We start from the raw sequence: 24,710 nt of genomic DNA, 5'->3' as shown, positions 1-24,710 counted from the left end.
GCTCCCTCTCTGGTCGGAGGCCCCTGGGGACGCCTGTGTCCCTGCGGGCCACCCTCCTCCGTCGCCCCGTACGGTACGGAACGACGGGGGAGGCCGGGGAGGTTCCGGGTCACCTCGAGCGCGTCGGGTATGTCAGCAGTTCGCGAGGTAGCCGGTGAGGGCGCTCTTCTCGGCGGAGTCCACCGACAGGTCGTAGTAGTACTTCACCTGGACCCAGGCGCGGACGTACGTGCAGCGGTACGCGGTGCGCGACGGCATCCAGGTGGCGGGGTCCTGGTCGCCCTTGGCCTGGTTCACGTTGTCCGTGACGGCGATGAGCTGCGGGCGGGTCAGGTCGTTGGCGAACTGCTGCCGCAGCGAGCTGCTCCAGTTGTCGGCCCCGGAGTCCCACGCCTCGGCCAGCGGCACGAGGTGGTCGATGTCCAGGTCGGAGGCGGCGGTCCAGGTGGCGCCGTCGTACGGGGAGTACCAGCTGCCGCTGGTGGAGGCGCAGGCGGAGTCGGTGACGACGTTCGAGCCGTCCCGCTTGAGGACCGTCTCGCGGGTGTTGCAGCTGCCGCTGATGGTGATCCAGTGGTTGAACAGGTCCCGGCTGTAGCCGGTGCGGTCCTCGGTGGCCACGGTGAGGCTGGCGAGGTAGCTGCGGGCGGTGGCGCCGCTGACCGGGGTGGGCAGGGCGGCGGAGGCGGTCGGGGCGTTGAAGAGCGCGGCGGAGGCTATGAGTCCGCTGAGCGCGGTGAGTATGCTGAGCCGTCGACGCGCGTAGAACCTGCGCATGGGAACTCCTTGTGGGGCCGGGGGGTTGGGGCGCGAGCGATTGAAGGGTCGCGGTGGTGCGTTACCGGCGGATGAGCGTCGGGTGAGAAGTTAATGACGTGCGCATGACACAACAAGGGGTTGGGCCGGGATTGATGCGGGGGCGCCTTCCAGCTCGGGGGTGCGCCTGTTGTTGGCGGGTGCGGGTGCGTCGTGGTTTCTCGCGCAGTTCCCCGCGCCCCTGAAAAGCGACCGGGGCTGCGCCCCGTGCTTTTCAGGATGAAGGGCGGGCCGCAGGCCCGTTCCGGCGCGGGGCGTGACACATGCGGCTCTGCCGCGTGGGCGCGACAAGCCCCCGCCCACCCGCACCCGAAAGGCGGCCCCCGAAGCCCCCGCACCGCGTCGCGTACCATTGGCCGCGCAGAAGGGGAGTAGCTCTTCGCCGGACCGTCGACATACTGCTCAGCTCGTCTGAGCCGGCGCCCGGAGCGGGTCCATCGACAAGGGGCCCGCCAGCGAGACCTTCGGCAAGCAGTGCACACCCGTGCGACCCCGCACGGGTGACCGTGTGCTGCCGTGCCGAGGTGTCGCGTCAGTGGACGGTTTCTCTCGGTGGGGCAGCCCGACCGATTGAGGACCCTTGATCAGCTTCAGTGTCACGGCGCTCGTCTTCGGCGTCGTCTTCCTCGCCGAGCTCCCCGACAAGACCGCGCTCGCCGGCCTCGTCCTCGGCACCCGTTACCGCGCCTCGTACGTCTTCGCGGGCGTCGCCGCGGCCTTCGCCGTGCACGTCGCGCTGGCGGTCGCCGCGGGCAGCGTCCTCACCCTGCTGCCCCAGCAGATCGTGCACGCGCTGACCGGCGTGCTGTTCCTCGGTGGCGCGGCGGTGCTGCTGATGAAGAAGGACGAGGACGAGGAGGAGGTCCGCAGCCCCGAGAACCAGAGTTTCTGGAAGGTCTCCGGCGCGGGTTTCATGCTCATCCTCGTCGCCGAGTTCGGTGATCTGACCCAGATCATGACGGCGAACCTCGCGGCGCGGTACGACGACCCGCTCTCCGTGGGCCTCGGGGCGGTCCTCGCGCTGTGGGCCGTGGCCGGGCTGGGAATCGTCGGCGGCCGGGCGCTGATGAAGAAGGTGCCGCTGAAGCTGATCACGCAGATCGCGGCCGTGCTGATGACGGGGCTCGGTGTGTGGAGTTTGTGGGAAGCCGTGACGGGATGACGGAGGGGGTGGCGGTCGACCCCGTTGTTTTGTACCGTGGAGGAACAAAGTGGCTCCCGCCCGCATTCCCTGACCGGCGGGCGGGGCCGCCTTGTCCTTCACGGGGCCGTACCGCCGTCTCCGGACATCCGGCCCCTTCCCGCGTTCCCGCGCCCTGGAGCTTGCCGATGCCGGCCACGACCGTTCTGACCGCCCGCGCCTTCCTGCTCGACATGGACGGCACCCTCGTCAACTCGGACGCCGCGGTCGAGCGGGTCTGGCGGCGCTGGGCCGAGCGGAACGGGCTCGACGGCACCGAGGTCATGCGGGTGGTCCACGGACGCCAGGGGTACGCCACGATGGCCGTACTCCTGCCGGACCGGCCCATGGAGCAGAACTACGCGGACAACGCGCGGATGCTGGAGGAGGAGACGGCCGACGTGGACGGGGTCGTCCCGATCCCCGGCGCGCCGGAGTTCCTCGCCTCCCTCACCGCCGACGGAGTGCCGCACGCACTGGTGACCTCCGCGAACGTTCCCCTCTCCACCGCGCGGATGACCGCCGCCGGACTGACCCTGCCCGGCGTCCGGGTCACCGCCGAGTCCGTCGGCGCGAGCAAGCCCGACCCCGAGGGCTTCCTGAAGGGCGCCGCCGAACTGGGTATCGCCCCCGAGGACTGCGTCGTCTTCGAGGACTCCGAGGCGGGCATCCAGGCGGGCCACGCCGCCGGCATGCGCGTCGTCGGCATCGGCTCGCGCGCGGCCGCCCACGGGCCGGACGTCGTGGTCCCCGACCTGCGATCGGTACGGGTCGAGACGGGCGACGACGGGCTGGTCCGGCTGCACATCGGCTAGAGCGACCGCCGGGCCACCGCCTGGAGCGACCGTCGCGCCATCGCCTGGACCGACCGCCGGGCCACCGCCTGGACCGACCGTCGCGCCATCGCCTGGAGCGACCGCCGGGCCATCGCCTGGAGCGACCGCCGGGCCATCGGCCGGTGGTGGCCGTTGCGCCCCGGGCGGGGCGCGGGGCGGTGGCTGTCAGGCTCCGGTGTTCTTCGGGCCCGTCTGCTGGACCACCTCGAAGGACCAGACGGTGGAGGCGGACGCGGCCGGCTTGGGGCGGTCGGCCGGGGGCTGGTCGCCGCCGCCCTGGTGGGCCTGCTTCATCGGGCCCTCCATCCACGCCTCGAACGACGCCTCGTCGCGCCACCGGGTGTACACGAGGTAGTTGTCGGTGCCGTCGACGGGGCGCAGCAGCTCGAACCACTCGAACCCGTCGGAACTCTCCACCACCCCGGCACGAGAGGCGAACCGCTTCTCCAGCACCTCGCGCTGCTCCACGGGGACGGTGAGGACGTTGATCTTTACCACGCTGGGCACATGACACCTCTGAGCAAGAGGGCGCCGGGCTGGCGCCTGGACCTGGACGACGTGCGAGCAGTCTCCTACATCGCGGGCCGGGCCCCGGACGTCGACCCGTCCCGATGACTCGCCGCCCGGGTGACGGGCGGCGCACCACGCCGGTGCCCTCGCTGTCGAGGACACCGGCGTGGCGACTGTCAGCCGTTCATGCCCTTGTCGCCCTTGTCGCGGGAAGGTGAAGTTCTGCAGACCCCACTTGGCGTGGAGGCCGCCCTGCTTCACGAATTCCGTGCCTTCGGTGGTGCCGTCGGTGGTGAGGATGCCGATGCGGTCACCGGACAGGACGAGTGAGGTGACGGCGTCGGCCTCGTCGACCCGGTTTCGGGACGCCGAACGCCCCGCCGCAGCCTGTGTGTTGCCCGTCCCGGCTGCGGAAAAGCGCTGCTCGTCCCGCAGGGGGTCGGCTGTCGTGCGGCAAACTGTTGCCGCCCACCGTGACGTTGCCGGTCGGCCGTCGTGCCGGGCGGGGTGTCGGGAGGGCGGCGGGTCCCCCGGTTGAGGCGAACCTGGTCAGGGTTCCTCGGTCTCCGCTTCCAGGCGGGTTCGGGTCGCGAGGCCGTAGACGCCGGGCTCGTCGTCCTTCGAGACGGCGCGTGTCGTCTGGTAGTCGATGACGGCCTGTTCGACCTCGCGGTCGAAGTTCTGGTCGATGTCACCGTTGTAGAGGCCCAACTGGCGCAGCCGGAGCTGGAGTTCGGTGACCTCGGGGTCCTTGTCGCCGAGGCGGAGCGTCTTCGGGGCCTCCAGCCGACTGTCCCCCTTGTTCGCGTCGTCGGCCGTCGACTTGTCCGAGGCTCGGGCGCTGGGCGACGCCTTGCTGGGGCTGGGTGACGGGGACGCCGACGGTGACGCGGACGACTTCGAGGGGGAGGGGGACGGGCTCCCGGAGGGCTTCGCCCGTCCGGCGCCGCCCGGCGGCGGGGCCGGTGCGGGCGCCCCGCCCTCGGTGGCCTCCTCGGGTGTCCGCACCGGCGTCTTGTCGCCGTCCACCGTGGTGTCCGGCGCGCTCGCCCGCACGTCGTCCGGGAGTGCCCCGTTCCGCTCGGGCGCCTCGTAGGAGAACAGGCCGCTCATGAGGCCGGCCGCCGCCATCACCCCGGCCGCCGCCGTGCCCCCGAGCGCGACGATCAGCCCCGTACGGCGGCGACGGCCGGCGGAGCGGGGGCGTGCCGGCGTCGAGGAGCGGCCGGAGGAGGAAGCGGGTGGTGGGACCGTGAGCGGTCGGGTGTGGTCGTCGGCCGGTGGGGTCGTGCGCGGGGCCCGGAAGGCCGCCAGCCGCTTCGTCGCCGCCTCGGCGGGCTCGGCGTGTCCGGGGCCGCGTGCGTGCCCCCGGTCCCTGAGGGGGCCCGTGTCGTTCCGCTGTCCGTGGTCGTCCCCGGCGTCGCCCAGTTCCACGTACGGGCGGATGCGCAGCGGGTCGAAGTCCTCGGCTGCCGCGGCCTCGGCCGTGCGGGTTTCCAGGAGTGCCTCGGCGGCGCGGCGGCCACAGCCGCAGGACGGGCTTCCGTCCATGGCCCGGGGAGCGAAGCACTCCGGGCATATGTGGCTGTTCGGTTCACTCACGTGTGGTCCCTCCCCCGCGAAGACTCCCGAGTTTATGCAAACCGTCGTCACACAACCTCCCGATCGTCACAGGAGTGACATGCGCCGCAGCGGTTCGACAGGCCATAACCGGTCACACCGCCCACGATGGAATGAACACCGGAGGAATGAGGTAACCGGGGACGCCGTACGAGGCCCTCGGAGGCCCTCGGGAGGTCCGCATGACCGACGACACCGCCCACGACGACGGGGGCGGCCGCGCGACGGGGCACACGGCGGGAGTTCCGGCGGGAGATCCGGCGGAGGGCGTGACCTCCCTGGGTACCGCCGGTTCGCCTGGCCCGGCGGATCCGTCCGGCGGCCGTCGTCGGGCCGCGGGCCCCGCCGAGCACGTGGGCGGTGGGGTCATGGTGTCCATCGGCGCCCTGCTGCTCGGGATGCTGCTGGCCGCGCTGGACCAGACGATCGTGTCGACGGCGCTGCCGACGATCGTGAGCGATCTCGGCGGGCTGGACCATCTGTCGTGGGTCGTGACCGCGTACCTGCTGGCCGCGACGGCGGCGACCCCGCTGTGGGGGAAGCTCGGCGACCAGTACGGCCGCAAGCGGCTGTTCCAGACGGCGATCGGGATCTTCCTCGTGGGGTCGGCGCTGTGCGGAATGGCGCAGGACATGCCCCAGTTGATCGGGTTCCGGGCGCTCCAGGGCCTGGGCGGCGGCGGGTTGATGGTCCTGTCGATGGCGATCGTCGGGGATCTCGTCCCGCCGCGTGAACGGGGGCGCTACCAGGGGCTGTTCGGGGCGGTGTTCGGTGCCACCAGTGTGCTCGGGCCGCTGCTCGGCGGGCTGTTCACCGAGCATCTGAGCTGGCGCTGGGTGTTCTACGTCAATCTGCCGGTCGGCGCGGTCGCGCTGATCGTGATCGCCGCCGTCCTGCACGTCCCCCGCAAGGCCGAGCGGCACGTCATCGACTACCTCGGCACCTTCCTCATCGCCTCCGTCGCCACCTGTCTGGTCCTCGTCGCCTCCCTCGGCGGTACGACCTGGGACTGGGGCTCGCCGCAGATCGTCGGTCTCGCCGTGCTGGGCGTGGCGCTCGCCGTGGTCTTCGTGGCCGTGGAGCGGAGGGCGGCCGAACCCGTGCTGCCCCTGAAGCTCTTCCGCGTCCGCACCTTCACCCTCTCCGCCGTGATCAGCTTCATCATCGGCTTCGCGATGTTCGGGGCGATGACCTTCCTGCCGACGTTCCTCCAGGTCGTGCGCGGTGTGTCACCGACCATGTCCGGTGTGCACATGCTGCCGATGGTGTTCGGCCTCCTGCTGTCGTCGACGGTGTCCGGGCAGATCGTCAGCCGTACGGGCCGCTGGAAGGTGTTCCCCGTCGCCGGGACCGCGGTGACGACGCTCGGCCTGCTGCTCCTGCACCAGCTGGACGCGCACAGCGGCGACGGCGAGATGAGCGCGTACCTCTTCGTCTTCGGGCTCGGGCTCGGCCTGGTCATGCAGGTGCTCGTGCTGATCGTGCAGAACGCCGTCCCGTACGAGGACCTGGGCGTCGCCACCTCCGGCGCGACCTTCTTCCGGTCCATCGGCGCCGCGTTCGGGGTGGCCGTCTTCGGCACGGTCTTCGCGGGGCACCTCGGGGACAAGCTGGCGAGCGCCCTCGCCGGTGCCCGGCTGCCGGCCGGCGTCAGCGTGGACGGGCTGAAGGCGGACCCGAGGGAGATCGCCGAGCTGCCGTCCTCGCTACGTCCCGCAGCCCTCGACGCCTACGCCGAGGCCATCACCGACGTCTTCGTCTACGCGGCCCCCGTCGCCCTCCTCGGCTTCGTCCTCGCCTGGTTCCTGCGCGAGGACCGGCTGCGCGCCTCGGTGACGGCCCCCGACGGCACGGAGACCTTCGCCAGCAACCCCGTCGAGCGGTCGTCGTACGACGAGGTGTGCCGGGCGCTGTCCCTGCTCGGGTCGCGGGAGGGCCGGCGGGAGATCTACCGGACGATCACCGCGCGGGCCGGTTACGACCTGCTGCCCGCCGCGAGCTGGCTGCTGCTGCGGATCCGGCGGTACGGCTGGGTCGAACCCGCCGAGCTCGCCGACCACAGCACCGTGCCGCTGGATGTGGTCATGGCCGCCTCGCGGCAGGTCGAGGAGCGCCGGCTCGCCCGCCGTGAGGGGGTCGACCTCGTGCTGACCGGCACGGGCCGCGCGGCCGCCGATCGGCTCGCCAAGGCCCGTGAGGAGTCCCTGGCGGAGCTGCTGGGCGACTGGTGGGGGCCCGACCGGCCGACCGATCTGGTCCGTCTGGTCGAGGAGCTCACCGACGAGATGTGCGGCTCGGACGCCGAGCGCCCGCACGACGACCGGCCGGTCACCCGCTCGTCGCAGCCGCCTGCCGCGCCAGTCTCTTCGTGAACCAGTGGTCCGCGTACGGGTCGTCGTTGTGCGGCTCGCTCTCCTCGTAGCCGAGCCGTGCGTACAGGGCGCGGGCCTCGACGAGGTCGGCGCGGGTGTCGAGCACGATCCGCTCCGCGCCGAGGCGCCGGGCCTGGTCCTCGGCCGCCGTCACGAGCAGCGCGGCGCCGCCCCTGCCGCGGGCGTCCGTGCGGAGGAAGACCCGCTTCAGTTCCGCCGTGGTCGCGTCCACCATCCGGATGCCCGCCGTGCCGGCCGGTTCGCCGGCGTACCGCGCCACCAGCAGCACCCCGTACGGCGGCGCGAGCCGGTCCCCGGTGTTCGCCGCGATCTCCCGCTCCAGCTCGTCGGGGTCGGTGGCGCGGCCCTCGTGCAGCAGGTACCAGCGGTCGCTGACCTCTGTGTAGTACGCCCGCCAGAGCGCGGCCGCGACGGGCGAGTCGAACGGTTCGGGGGCTATGGACCAGGCGGTCGTCGTGGAGGCCATGGCGGGGATTGTCGGCGATCGGGGGAGGCGGACGCGAGTGGGTTTCGCGCGGCGGGGGCGGGCTTCGAGGGGCGGGCGGGCGCCGGTCGACAGGAGCCGTCCGTTGCGGCGCCGGCAGCGGCGGGGGTCGTGCCGGTCCGGCAGCGGCGGGGGTGCCGTCTTGGTCCGTACCGGCGGTGGTGGGCGCCGTGCCGGCCCTGCGCGAGAGTCGGTCGACAGGAGCCGTCCGCTCCGGCATCGGCAGCGGCGGGGGTGCCGTCCTGGTTCGCACCGGCGGTGGTGGGCGCTGTTCCGGGCCGGGGGCAACGACGGTCTCCCTGGGGCCACTTCAGGCGCCCCGGGGGCCGCGCCGGGTGCCGTCGTGCCTTCCGGTGGCCCGTCGTCGCCGTTTGAACGAAACGGTTCGGGCAACCCGGTGCGAGAGACGGCCCGCCGAGCCGAGAAGCCCTGGGCCGACGAACCTGGAAGGCACTCATGTCCACAGGCGTGATCATCGCTTTGATCGTGATCGTGGCGGTCGTGGTCGTTCTCGCGGCCGTCCTGACCCTGCGCGCCCGCGGCGCCTCGAACGGCGGCGGATCGCTGAAGCGGCGTTTCGGGCCCGAGTACGACCGGACCGTGGCCCGCCATGACGGCGACGAGCGGGCCGCCGCCCGTGAACTCGCCGAGCGCGTGAAGCGGCACGGCTCCCTGGAGCGCCGGCCGCTGCCGAGCGCGGAGCGCGAACGGTACGAGGCCCGCTGGGCCGCCGCCCAGGAACGCTTCGTCGACTCGCCGCGCGAGGCGGTCGTCGAGGCGGACCGGCTGATCGCCGACCTGGCCGGTGCGCGCGGCTTCCCCGACGGGGGCCGCTACGAGATCCAGTTGGAGGCGCTCTCCGTCCACCACGGCCACCATGTCCACGGCTACCGCCGGCTGCACCGTGCGGCGCAGGGCGGTTCCCCGGACACCGTCACCGCCGCCGACGGCCGTTCGGGCGCCGGCACCGAGGAACTGCGCGAGGCCATGATCGAGGGCCGCGCCCTGTTCGAGGACCTGGTGGCGCCCGGTCGCCGCGACACGCGGGCCGACCGTGCGGCGGGGACGGAAACCGACCGTACGGCGGACGACCGCCGCCACACGACCACCGCCGCCGCTCGCTCCGACGGCCGACACCATCTGCCGTGGGGTCTGACCAGGCGTCATGCGAAGGGGAGTTGAGGGGGATGACCGAGAACACGACGACAGGTGACGGCAACACCCGAGGGCGACGCGAGCAGCGCCCCGCGGCCACCGGCACCGCCTACACCACGGCCGCCACCGGAACCAGCGGCTCCGACATCACCAAGGGCGCCGTGGACCCCAACCGCACCACCGGTCCCAACGACACCATGGGTGCCACTGGTTCCACCCACACGACCGGGCCCGCCCACACCGCCGGCCCCAACGACACCATGGGCGCCACCGGCTCCCAGGACACCCGGGCACCGCTCGTGGCGGGCCATGAGGGCGAGGGCACGGTCGAGGGCCGCACCGAAGGGCTTACCGAGGGCCGTTCGGGAGGCCGGGCCACCGGATCCGCCGGGCATTTGCTGCCGCACGAGGAGACCGACAAGCTCAGTCTGCGGTTGCAGCACGCGGTCGGCGGCTTCGTCGACGGGCCCCGGACCGCTGTGGAGGAGGCCGACCAGGTCCTCCAGGAGGCGGCCTCCCGCTTCACCGACGCGATCAATCAGCGGCGCCGCACGCTGCGCTCCAGCTGGCAGACGGCGGACGAGGAGCGCGCCTCCTCCTCCGACACGGAGCAACTGAGGCTGGCCCTGCGCGACTACCGCGAACTGACCGAACGACTGCTCCGTCTGTAGCGGCGCCCCTGAAGCGGAGCCCCTGTACGAGGCCGCGTCCCCGGTCGTGCCCGGGGACGCGGCCTCCCGCGTGCGCGGCCGCCTGCCCGCGCCCGATGACGGGCCCCGATGACGTCAGCGGTTCTGCCGAGCGGCCCGCCACTCCTCGACGATCGCCTCGACGTCGTACGGCTTCAGACCCAGCGGCGGTCCCGGCGGCGGGCGGAACATCATGGCGCGGATCTTCGTGTTCACATCGGTGATGATCTTCCGCACGGCCCGCTCGGACGGGGCCCGTGCCGCGGCGGCAAGGGCGTCCTCCGCCTCCTTGCGCAACTCCAGCGCGGGCGGCAGCACCGACAGCCCCTCACGGGCCATCTTCCGCCTGATCCACCACAGTTCGTCGTACGTCGTGTCGTCCCCGTCGAGCGGTCGTCCCGCTCCGGGGAGGTGGGAGAAATCGCCGCGCTCCTCCGCGTCGCGGATCTGTTTGTCGACGAAGGACTCGAAGCTGACACCCGGTGGCTTTCGCTCGGTCATACGTCCATTGTGCCGGACCCCGCACAAGCGGACGATCCGGCGATTTATCATGCGGCGGCGGTGCGTCGAGCGCGCCGTGTCCAGCGACAATCGGAGTTTGACCCGTTAGGAGCGGTACGTGCTCGAACTCACCATGGCCTCGGTGTCCGAGGCGGACGCCGGGGCGACGGCCGGCATGCAGATGGCCGACGCGCCCAGCGAGCCGGGCGCCGTGCTCCGGGTGGGCCGGGACCGGGCGGTGTGCCGTCTCGCGACCCCGGACGACTGGCTGTTCGTCTCCCGTGTGCACCTGGAGTTCCTCTGCGGCCCCGACGGCACCTGGCAGGTGACCTGGCTGCGCGGTACGCACGCCGAGCCCTCCTCCGAGGTGCGCCTGGTCCTCCAGGGCCACCCGCCGCAGCCGCTGCCGTACGGCGGCACCGCGAAGCTCCCGCACAACGGCTCCGGCGAGCTCGTCATCGTCGACCGCACGGGCCCGCGCAGCGTGAACGTGGGCTTCTACCACGAGCTCTGAGACCGCCCCCGAGGGCGGCGCCCCGGCCCCGGCCCCGCCGTCCTCGGTTCAGTCCACTCGGTCCACTCGGTCCTCGGTCCGCTCAGTCCACGACCCGGGCCAGCGCGAACCCGTCGTAGCCCTTGGTGCCGACGGTCTGGATGGCGGTGCCGTCCAGTTTCGGGTGGGTGGCGATGAGTTCGATGGCGGCGCGGGTGCCGACGACGTCCGGTTCGGTGCTGTCGGCGTCGGCGACGCGGCCGCCCCGTACGACGTTGTCGACGATGATCAGGCTGCCGGCGCGGGTCAGGCGCAGCGCCCACTCCACGTAGTGCGGGTTGTTGGCCTTGTCGGCGTCGATGAAGACCAGGTCGAACGGTTCGGGGTTCTCGTCGGCCAGCTTGGGCAGCGAGTCCAGGGCCGCGCCGACCCGTACCTCGACGAGGGGGTCCAGCCCGGCGCGCGCGATGTTGCGGCAGGCGACCTCCGCGTACTCGGGGCTGTACTCCAGGGAGATCAGCCTGCCGTCGGCGGGCAGCGCGCGGGCCAGCCAGATCGTGCTGTAGCCGCCGAGCGTGCCGATCTCCAGGATGCGGCGGGCGCCCTGGACGCGGGCGAGGAGCTGGAGCAGCTTGCCCTGGTTGGGGGCGACGTTGATGTGCGGGAGCTCGTTGGCCTCGCTGTCGCGCAAAGCGGCCTCCAGGGCCGCGTCGTCGGGGGAGAGGTGGGTCGTGAAGTAGGTGTCGACGTCGTCCCACGTCTGCGAGCTGCTCATGGACCTGCGCCCTTTCCGATAGCTAGTTAGATCGGCTAACTAGTTGCGCTAACGAATGGTAGGCGCAGGTCCCTTCGCTGTCAGGCGTTTCGCGTGCGTGTTTCGGCCGTTCGAACTCGGGCGCCCGGACAGGTTCAGACGCCCGGACAGGTTCAGACGCCCGGACCCGGCTTGTGGTCCGTCGGCGGCGTGGGAGCGCCCGGCGGCACCGGAGCGCCCGGCGGCACGGGCGCGCCGTGCGGGTACCCGGCGTGCGGGCCGCCCGGCGGGACCCACGGGCCCGGCGCCATCGGGGGCAGCGGCGGCTGCTTGCGGGCGTTGCGGCGGAGCACGATCACGACGGCCACCGCCTTGATCGCGAGCACGGCGATGCCGAGCCCGAAGGTGAACAGCCAGCCGGGGATGCCGCCCACGGTCCACATCTCGTCCACGTAGATGACCTTTCGATAGGGGTCGTCGGCCGCCGTCCGCCGGAGCGTGTGATCGCCGGAGATCCGCGACGGCTGAGGGAAGTTCTGCTCGACGGCGGTCAGGAAGTCCGTGCCGCCGGCGGCGAGCTCGCCGAGCGGACCGCCGGGCGCGCCGATCCGGCCCGCGAAGGTGACCTGCGGCTCCTCCCCGCCGATCGACGAGCCCGGCTCCATCCGGTGCCCGGCGAGGACGTACAGGTCGAGGGCCTGCGGGGTGGTGGCGAGCTTCGACAGCCGCATCGGGTACACCGGAGCGTCGCTGGCGAAGGTGAGGTGCAGCGGGTCGAGGGTGCCCCCGAGCGGGACGTCCCCGGCCGCCTCCTCCGGCGCCAGCTTGATCGCCACGTACTCCCATTTCTGGCGGACGTACGGCTCCAGCGCGGTCTCCAGGCGGTCGGGCAGCGCGAAGCCGTTGTCGTCGAGCCAGTCGCCGAGGGCCCCGGAGTCCGTCGCGGTCAGCCGGGCCACGTCGAACGGGCCGAGCCGCTCCCGGCCGACGACGTCCACCGCGCCGTCGCCGGGCGCCGCTCCCGCCGAGCCGTCCTCCTCGAACCTGTCGAACGGCCAGTCGCTCGACCGCGGCCAGAAGTACTCCCGTTCGCGGTACTCGGGCGCCGTCTCCTCGGCGAGCCGGTCGAAGAGGGCCGCATCCCCCAGCTCCACTGTCGCCCGGTTCGGCACCGGCATGATCCACGCGGCCGTCCGGGCGTCCCCGGCGACCGTCAGACGCATCACGATCTGCTCCTCGCGGCCGTCCCAGCGCACCACGGACGTCTCACGGTTCACATACACACTGCGCTGCCCGTCCGGCACCATCGCCCCGCACCCGCAGGCGTACGCCGGGGCCACCAGCGACGCCAACTGGAAACCGAGCAGCGCCAGGACGAGGACCGTCAGCCGTCCCCGCGTCCCGCGTGCCGGGCGTGTGCGCCCCTGTACGAAGCCGTTCGTGCCCCGTGCCATCCCCCGTCGCCCTTCCCTCCGTGCGTCCGTGCAAGGGCCCATGCTCCCAGGTGATTGTCCGTGGCCGGTCACAACCCCGGCCGCGATGTGCATCCGTGATCCCCGTCGTGCCCTTGAGCCCTTCCACGGCCCAGAGCGGACTATCGTCTTCCGGACGAAACACGGGCGGCCGGAGGGTGACGCCGAAGTTGCCGGTGTCTCACCACCAGGGTCTGTCGTTTGGATCATGCCGGCTTCGGGTCACGGCACCTTGATGGCTGCCGGTGAGTGGGGCTAGGTGCGTGCAGCTGCAAGGCGGAGGAGGGCGTCAACGCGGAGCGTTGGCAACCGACGACAACGCCGCAGATGTGCGTGCCAAGCCCCACGGCCCAGGCGTGATCCAAACGACAGACCCTAGGGCGGTGCGAGGCCTTTCCATGGGACGGCGAACGGGACGGGAGGGACGACAGGGCGTGGCGAACGCGGAACAGGGCGGGCCGGGCGGTGCCGTTGGCACGGGTGGGGCGGCGGCCCGTTGGGGGACGGTGTGCGCCGTGCTGTGGCTGATCGCGGCGGTCCTGGCGGTGCGGCAGGTCGCGGTCGTCCTGCACACGCCCAGGAGTGAGCGGCTGACGGACCTGGAGACCTGGGTCGGACCCGACGGAGTTCTGCACGTCACGGGCTCGCTGTACGACTCGACGCGGTTCACGGGTACCCCGTTCGGCGGACTCGTCCTCAAGCCCCTCACCCGTGCGGCCGAACAGGCCCTCGGCTGGGGCTGGACCTTCGGCACGCTGTTACTGGTCGTCGCCCTCGGTCTGGTCGCCGCCCGCGCCCTGCCGCAGCCCGTCACCCGTCGAACAGCCCTGCTGGCGGCGCCCGTCGCGGTCACCCTGCTGATGCTGTCGCTGCCGGTCCGCAACACCCTCTACCTGGGCCAGACCAGCATCATCCCCGTGCTGCTCGTCCTCGCGGGCTGCTTCGCGGTACGCGGTGAGCGCGCCAGCGGTGTCTTCATAGGGGTCGCCGCGGCCTTCCAGCCGGCCCTGTTGCTGTTCGTGCCGCTGCTGTGGTTCACCGGCCGCCGCCGGGCCGCCGCGAGCACCGGTGGCACCTTCGCCGGCGCCACCGCTCTCGCCTGGGCGGTGATGCCGCACGACTCGTACGCCTACTGGGTGCACCATCTGGCGGGTGTGGGCCTGGGCGGCCGGGCGGACGACCTCGCCAACCAGTCGCTGCACGGGGCGCTGCTGCGGCTCGGCCTCGAAGGCCCGCTGGAGATCGCGGTCTTCTTCACGCTGGCCACGGCCGTCGCCGTGTTCGGCATGCGCCGCGCCATCCACTACGCCCGCGACGGGCAGTTGCTGCTCGCCGTCGCCATCACCGGCTGCGTCGTGGTCGCCGTCTCGCCGACGTCCTGGAAGCACCAGCTGCTGTGGGTGCTGCTGGCGGCGGTCGGCCGGGTCGGCAAGAAGGCCTCCGCGCGGTACGTGTGGCCGGTCGCCGTCGTCCTGGTGATGACGCTGCCCGCGAAGATGATGGTGCCGAACGTCGGTGTCCTGCACCCGGCGCGGGACAACGTCGTCCTGTTGGCGGCGCTCGCCTCGGCGCTGGTGGTGCCGTTCCTGTCCCGCACCTCGGAGTACTACCGGCACCCGATTCCGACCGTGTACGCGCCGAAGGCACAGACCCGCTTCAGCTGGGCGCCGCTGCTGCGCCGGGTCGCCACCCGCCCCAACCTGCTGCTCGAACTGCTGCTGATCCGCGTCACGTACGCCGCCTACCAGCGCACCCGGCTGGAGGCGGCCGGCAGCCGTGCCGTCGCCGAGGAGCACGCCCGGCAGATCCTCGGGATCGAGAAGGCGCTGTTCATCGACATCGAGCACTGGGTCAACCACGCGGTGGTCCAGGTCGGCTGGCCGCGGACCTTCTTCGACTTCTACTACACGTCGTTCCACTTCGTGGCACCGCTGACCGTCCTCGGCATCCTGTACTGGCGCCGCCCCGCCGACTACCGCTGGGCCCGTACGGCCCTCGGCTTCACCACGCTCCTCGCGCTCGTCGGGTTCTTCTTCTACCCGCTGGCGCCTCCCCGGCTGATGCCGGGCCTCGGCATCATCGACACGATCCACGGCGTCCAGGACTTCTCCAAGCCGGACTACGGCACGCTGACCCAGCTGGCCAACCAGTACGCGGCGATGCCCTCGCTGCACTTCGGCTGGTCCCTGTGGTGCGGGCTGACCATCGCGATCGTGGCCCCCCGGTGGTGGATGAAGGCCCTCGGTCTGCTGCACCCGACGTTCACGGTCGCGGCGATCGTCGCGACCGGCAACCACTGGGTCCTCGACGCGGTCGGCGGCGCGGCCGTCGTCGGCGCGGGCTTCGCCCTCACCCACCTCCTGACGGGACCGCGGGTGGCACCGGGCACGGACGAGGACGACGGGAAGACGGACGACGGGGCCCCGCAGACCGCCACAAGCGGCCCACGGGACCCCGTCCGTGGCTGACCGTCAGCTCCGGCGGCGGCTGACCGTCAGCCGATCCACAGGTCGTACGTGGCGCCGTCCCTGGTGTCGTTCGCGGAGATGAGCCGGGGCTCCCACCGCCAGCCCGTGCTGGGCTTGCGGTGGTGGAACTCCACCGAGCGGCCGGCCACCCACCAGTAGCCCTCGGCCGTGGTGCAGCCCTTCGGCGCGATCTCCCAGAACCGGGAGCCGACCCAGTCGCCGAACTGGTTCTCGCCGACGAAGAAGAACTTCACGGTCTCGTTCGAGCCGCTGCAGATCCGGAGCTGGACGTTCTTGGTGCCGGCGAAGGCCGTGCCCGGGATCGCCAGCGTGCCGAGGACGGTGCCCGCGACGAGTGCCGCCGCAGCGAACTTGCGCTTGAGGCTGCGCATGGGAGGACCACCATTTCTGAGTGAGCGGGAGCTCTGAGTGAGCGGGGATGAGGAGGGACGAGGGGGGAGGACGGGGGGATCAGCGCAGCAGGCCCTGGGCGCGCAGCCAGGTCCTGGCCGCCTTTCCGGGAGCCCCGCCCGCCTCGACCGAGGCGGCGAGCGTGGCCAACTGACCTGTTGTCAAGAGGTCGTTGACGCGGGCGAGGGCCGCCCTGCCGGTGGCGTCCACGGCGGGTGCGCTGATGAGCGGGAAGACATGCTCGGGCGGGACGACGGACTCGGGGTCGCCGAGGACGACCAGTCCGCCGCGGGCGAGCGCGGGGTCGCTGCTGCGCAGCACCAGCACGTCCGCCGTCCGTGAGGTCCCCGCCGGGGCGAGGGTGACGCCGTACGCCTTCTTCACGGAGGCGGCGGACGGGGCGCCGGGATCACCGGAGGCGGGGCCGCCGAGGGTCAGACGGTCCTTCACCGCTCCGAGGTCGTCGAGGCCGAGCAGCCCGTACCGGTCGGCGGTGGCCTCGGTGACCGCGACGACCAGCCCGCGCTGCGCCGCGGCCGCAGGCAGGGCGACGATCCCGGGAGGCAGCGCCATGCTCAGCGTCGCCTCCATGTTGCCGGGCAGGGTCTGGCCGCCCGGCAGGGCGCGCAGCATGGTGCTCTCGTAGGCGGGCGCGATGCTGATCTCCCCGTCCACCACGGCCTGGGCGGTGTGGGCGGGGGACACGTACGCGGTGTCCGAGGTCCGCGCCTTCTGCCCGGCGGCCGCGAGGAGTTCGCGGTAGATCGCCGCGACGACCCGGCTCTCGGCGGAGCCGTCGGTGCCGATCACGGCCGGCTCGCGCTCCGCGTGGCCGGCGCGGCTGCCGCCGGCCGGCCCGCCGGCGCAGCCGGAGAGCAGCAGGAGCGAGCAGACCGCGAGGGCGAGCATTCCGAGCGGGGAATGAATTCTGTGCATTCTTGATATCACGGAAGAATTCCTCGCATCACGCATGATCATTCCTACGACGAGCCGTGCCGCCCGTTCAGCAGTGCGCGCCGATTTCGGCGGAGGTCATCTTCCGGTCCTTGAAGTTGACGTATCCGTAGCTCGGGTTGTCCTTGTTGAAGCCGGACTGCTGGAAGTCGTAGATGTACCAGACGTAGTGGTCGTAGTACTTGTTCTTGAACTGGATCTCCCACCAGCCCTTTGCCTGCTGCTTCGAGGTGCCGCGTTCCAGCCAGCCGACACTGCGCGGCGAGATGTTGATGGTGTTGGACTCGGTGTCCGTGTGGGAGTTCTCCCAGGTGTGGCTGTAGCTGGTCTCGACGGAGGCCTCGAAGACCAGCGAGAACTTGTACGACGCCGAGACGGAGACACCGACGGTGTTGGCGGCGGTGGTGGTGTCCGACCAGTCGATGCGGTGCTGGTTGGTGTTGGTGCCGCAGTTGTAGGCGGTGCTTCCCACCTGGTGTTTCGGGCCGGTGTAGCCCCAGTAGCTCTGCGGGTGGAAGTTGCAGAGGCTGGCCCAGTCGCACGCCTTGAGGAGTTCGGCCTGGGTGGGGCCGGCGGCGAATGCCTGGGGGGCCGCGAGCAGGGAGGCACCCATGGTCAGAGCTGCGAGGGTCCCGGCAGTGCGGAAACGCCGAGTCGAACCGTTTCCGCGGTGCGCGAATGCCATTGATTGCTCCATGAGGAGGGGCGGAGTTTTGGGGGATGTCCGCCGACTGCGCCGTATGTTTTCAGTCCTCCCTCAGAGTCCGGTCAGAAAGGCATCGGAGGCGGTTCACAGTTCGGGGGAGGAATCGTGGTCGGCAGCGAGTCCCGGTACGCGACAAGGCCGCCGCCCGTCCTCGGGGGACGGGGGGCGGCCTTGCGGGGTGCGGTCACGGCGTGGGGCGCCGGTGGGGTGCCCCGTCGTGGGGGTGGGTCAGTCCACGTACCACTTACCGCACTTGGTGATGCCGTCGAACTCCCCGCAGGCGCGGGCGGCGTAGTTGGAGTTGTAGACGGACTGGGTGCGGCTGCCGGTGTAGGGGCCGCACATCTTCCAGCCGTCGCGCTTGGCGTTCTGGTCGCTGACGATGCCCTTGAAGTCGGGGAACGAGCGGAAGCTGCGGTCGACCCACAGCCGGTCGCCGGACTGGCGGCCGGACTTGATCTCCGCGCGGCTGTAGCGGTCGAGCGCCGACTCGTTCTGCAGCTCGACGCGGCGGCCCCGGAAGTCGAACGAGGCACCGGACTCGACGGCCCGGAAGCGGCCGATGACGGCGATGCCGTCGCAGTCGTCCTCGGTGGCCGAGGCCGCCGACGCGGGGACGAAGACGATGGCGCCGCTGCCGATCAGCACGGCCGAGGCCGCGATCGCGCGGCCCATGCGGGACTTGTTCACGAGGGTTCCTTCGGTGTGTGACACATGAACGGGTGGGAGCCGGCGCCGTGCTGGACAGGGCCGGGCCCCCGGTGAATGAGGCGCGCCGTCGTCCGTGTCGTTCCGACGGCGGCGGCGACGTCCACAGATTCAGGCAGCCGGGAACCCCCGGCAACAGCGGCCGCCGCGCCGGGACGGTGGGACCGTCCCACCCCCGCTGACCTGCGCGAACGGGGGGCCTCTGGGACGCCGTTGGGACGCGCGGGCGCGGGGAACGGGCCGACGGCGCCGGGAGGCCGTCGGCCCGAGTCGGGGGCCGGGGTGTCAGCCCGCGCTGACCTGGAGGTGTTTGACCCCGTTGATCCAGGCCGAGCGCAGCCGGTCCGGGTCGCCGACGAGCCGCAGGTTCGGCAGGGCGTCGGCGACCGCGTTGAAGATGAGGTCGATCTCCAGCACCGCCAGGGACTTGCCGAGGCAGAAGTGCGGGCCGCCGCCGCCGAAGCCCAGGTGGGGGTTCGGGTCGCGGGTGATGTCGAAGGCGTCGGGGTTCTCGAACACCTCGGGGTCGTGGTTGGCGGAGGCGTAGAAGATGCCGACGCGGTCGCCCTTCCTGATCCGCTTGCCGCCGAGTTCGGTGTCCTGGGTGGCGGTCCGCTGGAAGGAGTTGACGGGCGTGGCCCAGCGGACGATCTCCTCGGCGGCCGTCGCCGGACGCTCCCGCTTGAACAGGTCCCACTGGTCGGGGTGGGTGAGGAAGGCGTGCATGCCGTGGGTGATGGCGTTGCGGGTGGTCTCGTTGCCCGCGACCGCCAGCATCAGCACGAAGAACCCGAACTCGTCCGAGGCGAGGCTCCCCTCGTCCTCGGCGGCGACCAGCGTGCTCACGATGTCCTTCGCCGGGCACTGCTTGCGGTCGGCGGCCATGTTCATCGCGTACGCGATGAGTTCGGTGGCCGACTCCTGGCCGACCTCTTCGGTGATGGCGTACTCCGGGTCGTCGTACGAGATCATCCGGTTCGACCACTCGAAGATCTTCGCCCGGTCGTCCTGCGGGATGCCGATCAGCTCCGCTATGGCCTGGAGGGGCAGTTCGCAGGCGACCTGGGTGACGAAGTCGAAGGGGCCGGGCTGGGCGAGCGCCTCGCGCGCGATGGCGTGGGCCCTCTCGCGCAGGTTGTCCTCCAGGGCGCGGATCGCCCGCGGGGTGAACACCCGCTGGACGATCTGCCGTACCCGGGTGTGCTCCGGAGGGTCCATGTTCAGCAGGATCAGCCGCTGCGCGTCGATGGCGTCCCGCTCGATGTGCTCGTTGAACCGGATGATCGCCGTGTTCAGGAACGACGAGTACAACTCGGGGTGGGTGGAGACGTACTTGACGTCCGCGTGCCGGGTCACGGCCCAGTAGCCCTCGTCGCCGAAGCCCGCGAGGCCCGGCGCCTGCGGGACCCAGTGGACCGGTTCCGTGCGGCGCAGCTCGGCGAACTCGGGGAGGGGGACACGGTGGTGGAGCAGATCCGGGTCGGTGAGGTCGAACCCGTCGGGCAGCGCTGGACAGGGCATGGTCGACTCCCGTCGCTCAGACGGTCTCCGACGGACCGTCCCTGACGGTCCATCAGTTATCCGGGTCGCCGTGACCGTAGTAACGCGTTCTACAAGTCGCAAGGGCTACGGCGACCCGAATCCGTCGGGCGGGTCAGTCGGGCAGCCGGTCCAGCAGCCACGCGCCGAGCTCCGGGGTGATGGCGGTGTGCGCCGTGGTCTCCGAGGAGCAGAGGAAGTCGTCGGCCTCGGACTCGTCCGGGTCCAGGTCGTCGACGGCCGCGTACAGGTCCTTCTGCTGGTCGAGGTCGCGGATCGCGAGCGCGCTGACCGTGGGGACGAAGCAGATGTGCTCGTGCCGCAGATCGATGCCCGCGCCGAACCTCCTCAGCATGTCGGCGAGGATGCCGTACGAGCGGAGGGTGCCGCCGGGCGCGCCGTCGAACTCAGGGAAGTCGCTGGTCAGTATGGTCCGCTCGGTCGGCGGGAACCGTCGTTTCAGCTCGGCGACGACGATGTCCTTGCCCTGCGCCTGGGTGTGGAAGGCGGTCCCCGGGAAGATCCGCTCCACCTTCAGCGCGGTCTCGCCGGGCGGGATCGCGAGGCCCGTGCCGTCCCCGCGCCCGTTGGCGAGCGCGAGTCTCCTCGGCACGGTGGGCCAGCCTCCGACCTTGGACAGCGCGGTCAGGAACTGTGTGCGCTCGACGGCGATGGCGGCGTCACCGGTCACCGGGTTGAAGTGCCGCCACAGCATCTGCCGGGCGGCCGGGCTGTTCATCTGCCGGGCGAAGGAGTTCGGTGCCGGGATGAAGTGCGAGAACGCCTGGAGGCCGACGGGGACGACGGCGCCGCGGTGCGGGGTGTCGTACGAGAAGTACACGGCGGTGCGGTGGTCCATCCGCTGCGTCTCCAGCTTGGCGAGGGCGTAGCGGGTGACCAGGCCGCCCATGCTGAAGCCGCCCACGGTCAGCCGTGTGTCACCCGACTGCTCGGCGCGGGTCCGCAGGATCGCGGCGATCGCGGCGTCGGCGTTGTCCAGCAGGGAGGCGCTGCGCTCGTCGAAGCCGAGCAGGATGACGTCACGGCCCCGGCGGCGCAGTTCGCTCAACAGTGGGTAGGCGCCGCCGTCGAGGCCGGCGTACAGCCACTCCAGTTCGCTCCTGCCCAGGTTGAAGCCGTCGGCCATGACCACCGGCCGGGTGATCGCCTGGTTGCCCTCGCCGTGGAAGACGTGCGCGAAGCCGTGGGGCAGCTGCCACCGCGCGTCCGGTTCGGGTGCCGTGTACGTCCGGGGTGCCGTCGGTTCGGCGCTCACGGGGGCGGCGAGGGTGAACTCCCCGACGCTTCGCTCCGCCTGCTCGTGCTGTTGCTCGGACAACGTGGTCGTCTCCTAGTGCGGGGGGCACGGACCCCCACATCGCAGCAGCGCCACCGGGGGCCTGCCACGCGACATCGGGCGCTTCATCCGTACGAAGGGAGTGGGAGCGAGAGGCGATTACCTTCGCGGTGTCACCCCCGTGGCCCAGTGACGCGCCGTGAGAGCCGGGGTGACCTCCGGCTTCCCGCGCGCGTGGTGCGCCCGCGCACGGAGGAATCCGCCCGCGGATCGCGTGTGCGCCGTGCACGACCCTTGCGGCGATGTGTGTCACGTCGGCACGCTGTCAGGAGAACTAGAACGCGTACTAGTTCTGCGTGGCGGGCCGGGCCGGGACGCCCCGCGCCGCGCGGGTAACCGTTGAGAGGATCCCCATGGCCGCGGAACCCGTGATCGTCGAAGCCGTACGCACCCCCATCGGCAGGCGCGGTGGCGCGCTCGCCAATCTGCACCCCGCCTATCTGCTGGGCGAGACCTACCGTGAACTCCTCGGCCGCACCGGCATCCCCGCCGACTGCGTCGAGCAGATCGTCGGCGGCACGGTCACCCATGCCGGCGAGCAGTCCATGAACCCCGCGCGCACGGCCTGGCTGACCATGGGCCTGCCGTACGAGACGGCCGCGACGACCGTCGACTGTCAGTGCGGCTCCTCGCAACAGGCGTCGCACATGGTGGCCAACATGGTCGCGGCCGGGGTCATCGACGTCGGCATCAGCTGCGGCGTCGAGGCGATGTCCCGTGTGCCGCTCGGGTCGGGCTCCAAGCACGGCCCCGGCAAACCGTTCCCCGACGAGTGGAACGTCGACCTCCCCAACCAGTTCGAGGCGGCCGAACGCATCGCCCGCCACCGGGACCTGACACGGGAGGACGTCGACGCGCTCGGCCTGCTCTCGCAGGAACGGGCGGCAGTCGCCTGGGCCGAGGAACGCTTCAAGAAGGAGACGTTCGCGGTCCAGGTCCCCACGACCGAGGAGGAACAGGCCGCCGGGCAGGGCATGTGGCGCCTCGTGGACCGGGACGAGGGCCTCCGGGACACGTCCGCGGAAGCGCTCGCGCGCCTCAAACCGATCATGCCGACCGCCGTCCACACCGCCGGCAACTCCTCCCAGATCAGCGACGGCGCGTCGGCGATCATGTGGGCGTCGAAGCGGATGGCGAGGGCGCTGAAACTACGGCCGAGGGCGAGGATCGTCGCCCAGGCCCTCGTGGGCTCCGACCCCCACTTCCACCTCGACGGCCCGATCGACGCGACGAAGGCGGTGCTGGGCAAGGCGGGGATGTCGCTCCGCGACATCGACCTCGTCGAGATCAACGAGGCGTTCGCATCGGTGGTGTTGAGCTGGGCGCGGGTCTTCGAGCAGGACCTGGGCAAGGTCAACGTAAACGGCGGTGCGATCGCGTTGGGTCACCCGGTGGGGGCGACGGGAGCGCGGCTCATCACGACGGCACTGCATGAACTGGAGCGCACGGACAAGGAGTTCGCCCTGGTGACGATGTGCGCCGGGGGCGGACTCGCCACCGGGACGATCATCCAGCGACTGTAGAGGCCCAGTCCAGGAAGGTGGTGAACGCGGCGGGACCCAGGGTGAGATGGGGTCCCGCCGGGTTCTTGGAGTCTCGGATGAGGAGGGTGGGGGTGGGGGAGGAGGCGGGGGTCGCGGCGATCTCTACGCAATCACCGCCCTGGTCGCTGCTGTGCGACGACTTGCGCCAGGAGAGGGGGCCGAGGGGGGCGCATTCGACGCAGGAGCCGCCGGTGTCCGTGCTGTAGCTCGACTTACGCCATTGGGCGCTGGTCAGGCGAGGGATGCTCCCCATAGCGTTCCTCCATCACGTGCCGGATCAGCTCCACCGAGTCCTTGACGGACAAAGCGGCAGCTTGCAGATGATCGTAACGGAGCATGCGGTTCTCGACCGCGTCTGGATTGGCGGTCGCGTGGCCCGTTTCGTAGTCCTCGCTGTACACGATGGTGGGGTCGTTCGAGAAACGGAAGACGTCGAACGCTCCTGGGAAGCCGGCGTGGCTTCCGGCGGCGAACGGTAGTACCTGGATGTTGACGTAGGGGTTCTTCTCGCAGGCCAACAGTTTCAGCAGTTGGCCTCGCATCACGTCAGGACCGCCAAGCCTCTGGTAAAGCACGGCCTCGCCGAGTACCGCCCAGAACACCGGCGGCTTGTCCTTCTCGAAGATGCGCTGCCGTGCCATCCGAGCCGCGATGCGATTGTCCAGGTCACGGTCGTTCACAGCGCTGAACACGGCACCCGCGTAGGCTTCTGTCTGAAGCAGGCCATGCACAAGTTGAGGTTGGAAGACGTGGATCGCTGTGGCTCGTGCTTCCAGCTCCGCCACCTGTTGGAACCAGCTCGGGAGTTGGCTGCGCATCACCAGCGTCAGGAGGCGCGACAGCAACCCATCGGTTCCCAGCGCCACGTCCGCCCGTTCGCTGAACTCCAGCGTCGGAACTTTCCTCGCCGTCTCGATCTGGCCGATCAGCGATGCCGTATAGCCCAGGATGCTCCCCAACTGCTTCTGTGTCAGGCCCGCGGCCTCCCGGCAGCGCCGCAGCTCGTAGCCGTAGTAGTCGAGCGGTGAGGCGCCGGGGTCGAGGGTGTTGATCTGGGTCATGGTGCTGTCCCCTCGTTGAAGCTTGAACTCACTGTTGAACAGGTTGTGTCCGTTCTGTCGCCGACAGTAGTTGCGCCAGGTCACCCTTGTGGGGTGAACGGATACATTCCCCCCATCGTGCTGGGCGCTCGTCCCGCCCAGCACCGGATGTGCTTCACCGTCGGTGAGCACTCCGCGCACCACATCCGCCGCATCGTCCGCTCCTACCTCGACGAGTGGGAGATGCCGGAACTGACCGACGCGGTGGAACTCGGGGTCACGGAACTGCTCGCCAACGTCGTACGGCACGTCCCGGACCGCCGCTGCGCCCTGCTGTTGCTGCGGTCGCCGGGCGGGGTCCGGGTGGAGGTGACGGACGGGTCCGAACAACTCCCTGTTCTGCGCACCGACCTGTCGCCCTACGCGGACGGCGGCCGGGGTCTCGTGCTGGTCGACGCCGTGGCGGACAAGTGGGGTGTGGGCAGGTGGCGCGACGGCAAGACCGTCTGGTTCGAGTGCCGGTGCGGCGGAGAGGAGCGGTCCGCGTGAGCGGCACGACGGGCGGTGCCCGAGATGAGTACGGCGACGAGGTCGGCCAGGGAGAGCGCGCCGCCGGCGTCGTCGGCACGGCGGGGCACCCGGCGTACGGGCCCCACTTCGTCCAGCGCGACCCCGTCCCGGGCCAACACGTACGTCAGCGTCAGGAACGCGGCGCGGGCGTTGCCGTCGTCGAACGGGTGGAAGAAGCACACGTCGAGGTAGGCGCGGGCGGCGCGGGCCGGGAGCGCGAGGGCCGGTTCCGCGCTCTGCGCGAGGCAGTCGGCGAGGCGGTCCGGAAGGTCGGCGCCGGTGCCGTAGCGTTCGCGGCCCTCCTTCGCGTACGCCGGGTCGGTGCGGAACGCCGGGCGCGTCGGCAGGCCCAGCACCTGGCGCTGCCAGGCGGCGAGACGGTCGAAGGTGAGGGGCAGTCCGGAGGCGGCGTCGGCGCGGGCCAGGTCGAGGGCGGCGCGCAGGCGGACGGCACGTACCGGGGACCGCTGGTGGTCGTGGGCGTGGATGTCCTGCACCGCCCCGTCTTTT

25 protein-coding genes and 1 pseudogene are annotated in these 24,710 nt (G+C 71.3%); 9 read left to right on the top strand and 17 right to left on the bottom strand.

All coding sequences use genetic code 11. The annotated features are described in order from the left end of the window. Window positions 1–132: 132 nt before the first annotated feature. The gene (locus M8J73_RS09195) at window positions 133–777 is read right to left on the bottom strand and encodes an HNH endonuclease family protein (RefSeq protein WP_055538907.1); all 645 of its coding nucleotides are present in this window, start codon (window positions 775–777) and stop codon (window positions 133–135) included. Between the two features lie 619 nt (window positions 778–1,396). Between M8J73_RS09195 and M8J73_RS09190 the strand changes: the two genes are divergently transcribed. Together M8J73_RS09190 and M8J73_RS09185 are read left to right on the top strand one after the other, a co-directional pair. Further along, window positions 1,397–1,978, top strand: a complete 582-nt coding sequence (locus M8J73_RS09190) for a TMEM165/GDT1 family protein (protein ID WP_055541400.1) — start codon at window positions 1,397–1,399, stop codon at window positions 1,976–1,978. Window positions 1,979–2,145: 167 nt separating this feature from the next. Then, the gene (locus M8J73_RS09185; RefSeq protein WP_055541399.1) at window positions 2,146–2,811 is read left to right on the top strand and encodes an HAD family hydrolase; all 666 of its coding nucleotides are present in this window, start codon (window positions 2,146–2,148) and stop codon (window positions 2,809–2,811) included. Here M8J73_RS09185 and M8J73_RS09180 read toward each other — a convergent pair. The 3 genes from M8J73_RS09180 to M8J73_RS09170 all read right to left on the bottom strand — a co-directional run bounded on the left by M8J73_RS09180 (window position 2,808) and on the right by M8J73_RS09170 (window position 4,893). Further along, window positions 2,808–2,948 carry a hypothetical protein gene (locus M8J73_RS09180; RefSeq protein WP_157873281.1) on the bottom strand — a complete coding sequence of 47 codons (141 nt, stop codon included), beginning with the start codon at window positions 2,946–2,948 and terminating at the stop codon, window positions 2,808–2,810. The two genes, M8J73_RS09185 and M8J73_RS09180, sit on opposite strands and share 4 nt — an antisense overlap. 49 nt (window positions 2,949–2,997) lie before the next feature. Beyond that, window positions 2,998–3,339 carry an antibiotic biosynthesis monooxygenase family protein gene (locus M8J73_RS09175; protein ID WP_055541398.1) on the bottom strand — a complete coding sequence of 114 codons (342 nt, stop codon included), beginning with the start codon at window positions 3,337–3,339 and terminating at the stop codon, window positions 2,998–3,000. Between the two features lie 552 nt (window positions 3,340–3,891). Continuing rightward, window positions 3,892–4,893: a peptidoglycan-binding domain-containing protein gene (locus M8J73_RS09170; protein WP_055541397.1), complete on the bottom strand. Its 1,002-nt coding sequence runs from the start codon at window positions 4,891–4,893 to the stop codon at window positions 3,892–3,894. A 251-nt stretch (window positions 4,894–5,144) separates the two neighbouring features. Here M8J73_RS09170 and M8J73_RS09165 point away from each other — a divergent pair, with 251 nt between their 5' ends. Continuing rightward, entirely contained in the window at window positions 5,145–7,334 is a 2,190-nt protein-coding gene (locus M8J73_RS09165) for an MDR family MFS transporter (RefSeq protein ID WP_055541396.1), read from the top strand. Here the strand turns inward: M8J73_RS09165 and M8J73_RS09160 are convergent. Beyond that, the gene (locus M8J73_RS09160) at window positions 7,291–7,821 is read right to left on the bottom strand and encodes a GNAT family N-acetyltransferase (protein WP_249828448.1); all 531 of its coding nucleotides are present in this window, start codon (window positions 7,819–7,821) and stop codon (window positions 7,291–7,293) included. The two genes, M8J73_RS09165 and M8J73_RS09160, sit on opposite strands and share 44 nt — an antisense overlap. A 474-nt stretch (window positions 7,822–8,295) precedes the next feature. On the opposite strand from M8J73_RS09160, the gene M8J73_RS09155 reads away from it, so the two are divergent. Both M8J73_RS09155 and M8J73_RS09150 read left to right on the top strand, forming a co-directional pair. Further along, window positions 8,296–9,021 carry a hypothetical protein gene (locus M8J73_RS09155; protein ID WP_055542504.1) on the top strand — a complete coding sequence of 242 codons (726 nt, stop codon included), beginning with the start codon at window positions 8,296–8,298 and terminating at the stop codon, window positions 9,019–9,021. 5 nt (window positions 9,022–9,026) lie between these two features. Beyond that, window positions 9,027–9,665: a hypothetical protein gene (locus M8J73_RS09150; protein ID WP_063799324.1), complete on the top strand. Its 639-nt coding sequence runs from the start codon at window positions 9,027–9,029 to the stop codon at window positions 9,663–9,665. 114 nt (window positions 9,666–9,779) lie between these two features. Here the strand turns inward: M8J73_RS09150 and M8J73_RS09145 are convergent, their stop codons facing one another. Beyond that, window positions 9,780–10,184, bottom strand: coding sequence for a DnaJ family domain-containing protein (locus M8J73_RS09145; RefSeq protein WP_055542505.1), 405 nt, complete (start codon window positions 10,182–10,184; stop codon window positions 9,780–9,782). Between the two features lie 118 nt (window positions 10,185–10,302). On the opposite strand from M8J73_RS09145, the gene M8J73_RS09140 reads away from it, so the two are divergent. Beyond that, window positions 10,303–10,698 (top strand): hypothetical protein, encoded by a 396-nt coding sequence (locus M8J73_RS09140; protein WP_055542506.1) that lies wholly within the window; start codon window positions 10,303–10,305, stop codon window positions 10,696–10,698. Between the two features lie 82 nt (window positions 10,699–10,780). Here M8J73_RS09140 and M8J73_RS09135 read toward each other — a convergent pair whose 3' ends face one another. Beyond that, a complete protein-coding gene (locus M8J73_RS09135; RefSeq protein WP_249828447.1) occupies window positions 10,781–11,452 on the bottom strand; it encodes an O-methyltransferase in 672 nt (223 codons plus the stop codon). A 152-nt stretch (window positions 11,453–11,604) separates the two neighbouring features. After that, window positions 11,605–12,885: a DUF2330 domain-containing protein gene (locus M8J73_RS09130; RefSeq protein WP_055542672.1), complete on the bottom strand. Its 1,281-nt coding sequence runs from the start codon at window positions 12,883–12,885 to the stop codon at window positions 11,605–11,607. A 452-nt stretch (window positions 12,886–13,337) separates the two neighbouring features. Between M8J73_RS09130 and M8J73_RS09125 the strand changes: the two genes are divergently transcribed. Next, window positions 13,338–15,371 carry a bifunctional glycosyltransferase 87/phosphatase PAP2 family protein gene (locus tag M8J73_RS09125; protein WP_372503920.1) on the top strand — a complete coding sequence of 678 codons (2,034 nt, stop codon included), beginning with the start codon at window positions 13,338–13,340 and terminating at the stop codon, window positions 15,369–15,371. Between the two features lie 26 nt (window positions 15,372–15,397). Here the strand turns inward: M8J73_RS09125 and M8J73_RS09120 are convergent, their stop codons facing one another. The 6 genes from M8J73_RS09120 to M8J73_RS09095 all read right to left on the bottom strand — a co-directional run bounded on the left by M8J73_RS09120 (window position 15,398) and on the right by M8J73_RS09095 (window position 21,028). After that, window positions 15,398–15,763 carry a hypothetical protein gene (locus M8J73_RS09120; RefSeq protein ID WP_249828445.1) on the bottom strand — a complete coding sequence of 122 codons (366 nt, stop codon included), beginning with the start codon at window positions 15,761–15,763 and terminating at the stop codon, window positions 15,398–15,400. A gap of 79 nt (window positions 15,764–15,842) precedes the next feature. Next, entirely contained in the window at window positions 15,843–16,718 is an 876-nt protein-coding gene (locus M8J73_RS09115; RefSeq protein ID WP_055543307.1) for a glycine betaine ABC transporter substrate-binding protein, read from the bottom strand. A gap of 67 nt (window positions 16,719–16,785) precedes the next feature. Then, on the bottom strand, window positions 16,786–17,421 hold the full coding sequence (locus M8J73_RS09110) for a hypothetical protein (RefSeq protein WP_055543308.1): 636 nt from the start codon (window positions 17,419–17,421) through the stop codon (window positions 16,786–16,788). Between the two features lie 249 nt (window positions 17,422–17,670). After that, window positions 17,671–18,132 (bottom strand): hypothetical protein, encoded by a 462-nt coding sequence (locus M8J73_RS09105; RefSeq protein ID WP_249828444.1) that lies wholly within the window; start codon window positions 18,130–18,132, stop codon window positions 17,671–17,673. A 303-nt stretch (window positions 18,133–18,435) separates the two neighbouring features. Continuing rightward, on the bottom strand, window positions 18,436–19,671 hold the full coding sequence (locus M8J73_RS09100; protein ID WP_055542342.1) for a cytochrome P450: 1,236 nt from the start codon (window positions 19,669–19,671) through the stop codon (window positions 18,436–18,438). Window positions 19,672–19,804: 133 nt separating this feature from the next. Further along, window positions 19,805–21,028: an esterase/lipase family protein gene (locus tag M8J73_RS09095; protein ID WP_055542343.1), complete on the bottom strand. Its 1,224-nt coding sequence runs from the start codon at window positions 21,026–21,028 to the stop codon at window positions 19,805–19,807. A gap of 371 nt (window positions 21,029–21,399) precedes the next feature. Between M8J73_RS09095 and M8J73_RS09090 the strand changes: the two genes are divergently transcribed. Then, window positions 21,400–22,569, top strand: coding sequence for a steroid 3-ketoacyl-CoA thiolase (locus M8J73_RS09090; RefSeq protein ID WP_055542344.1), 1,170 nt, complete (start codon window positions 21,400–21,402; stop codon window positions 22,567–22,569). On the opposite strand, the gene M8J73_RS09085 is transcribed toward M8J73_RS09090, so the two are convergent. Both M8J73_RS09085 and M8J73_RS09080 read right to left on the bottom strand, forming a co-directional pair. After that, window positions 22,553–22,843, bottom strand: a complete 291-nt coding sequence (locus M8J73_RS09085) for a DUF397 domain-containing protein (protein WP_249828443.1) — start codon at window positions 22,841–22,843, stop codon at window positions 22,553–22,555. The genes M8J73_RS09090 and M8J73_RS09085 overlap by 17 nt on opposite strands. Further along, complete coding sequence (locus M8J73_RS09080; RefSeq protein ID WP_055542345.1) at window positions 22,803–23,651, bottom strand: helix-turn-helix domain-containing protein; 849 nt, start codon at window positions 23,649–23,651, stop codon at window positions 22,803–22,805. The genes M8J73_RS09085 and M8J73_RS09080 overlap by 41 nt, the downstream gene beginning before the upstream one ends. 93 nt (window positions 23,652–23,744) lie before the next feature. Here M8J73_RS09080 and M8J73_RS09075 point away from each other — a divergent pair, with 93 nt between their 5' ends. Further along, complete coding sequence (locus tag M8J73_RS09075; RefSeq protein ID WP_055542346.1) at window positions 23,745–24,179, top strand: ATP-binding protein; 435 nt, start codon at window positions 23,745–23,747, stop codon at window positions 24,177–24,179. 194 nt (window positions 24,180–24,373) lie between these two features. Here M8J73_RS09075 and M8J73_RS09070 read toward each other — a convergent pair. Then, window positions 24,374–24,556, bottom strand: a pseudogene (locus tag M8J73_RS09070) (Fic family protein); the annotation flags it as partial. Between the last annotated feature and the right edge of the window lie 154 nt (window positions 24,557–24,710).

The sequence above is a fragment of the Streptomyces neyagawaensis genome, from assembly GCF_023516595.1.
GTDB lineage: Bacteria > Actinomycetota > Actinomycetes > Streptomycetales > Streptomycetaceae > Streptomyces > Streptomyces neyagawaensis.
The sequence above is the reverse complement of the archived record's forward strand: the minus strand, read 5'-3'. Positions and strand labels throughout refer to the sequence as shown.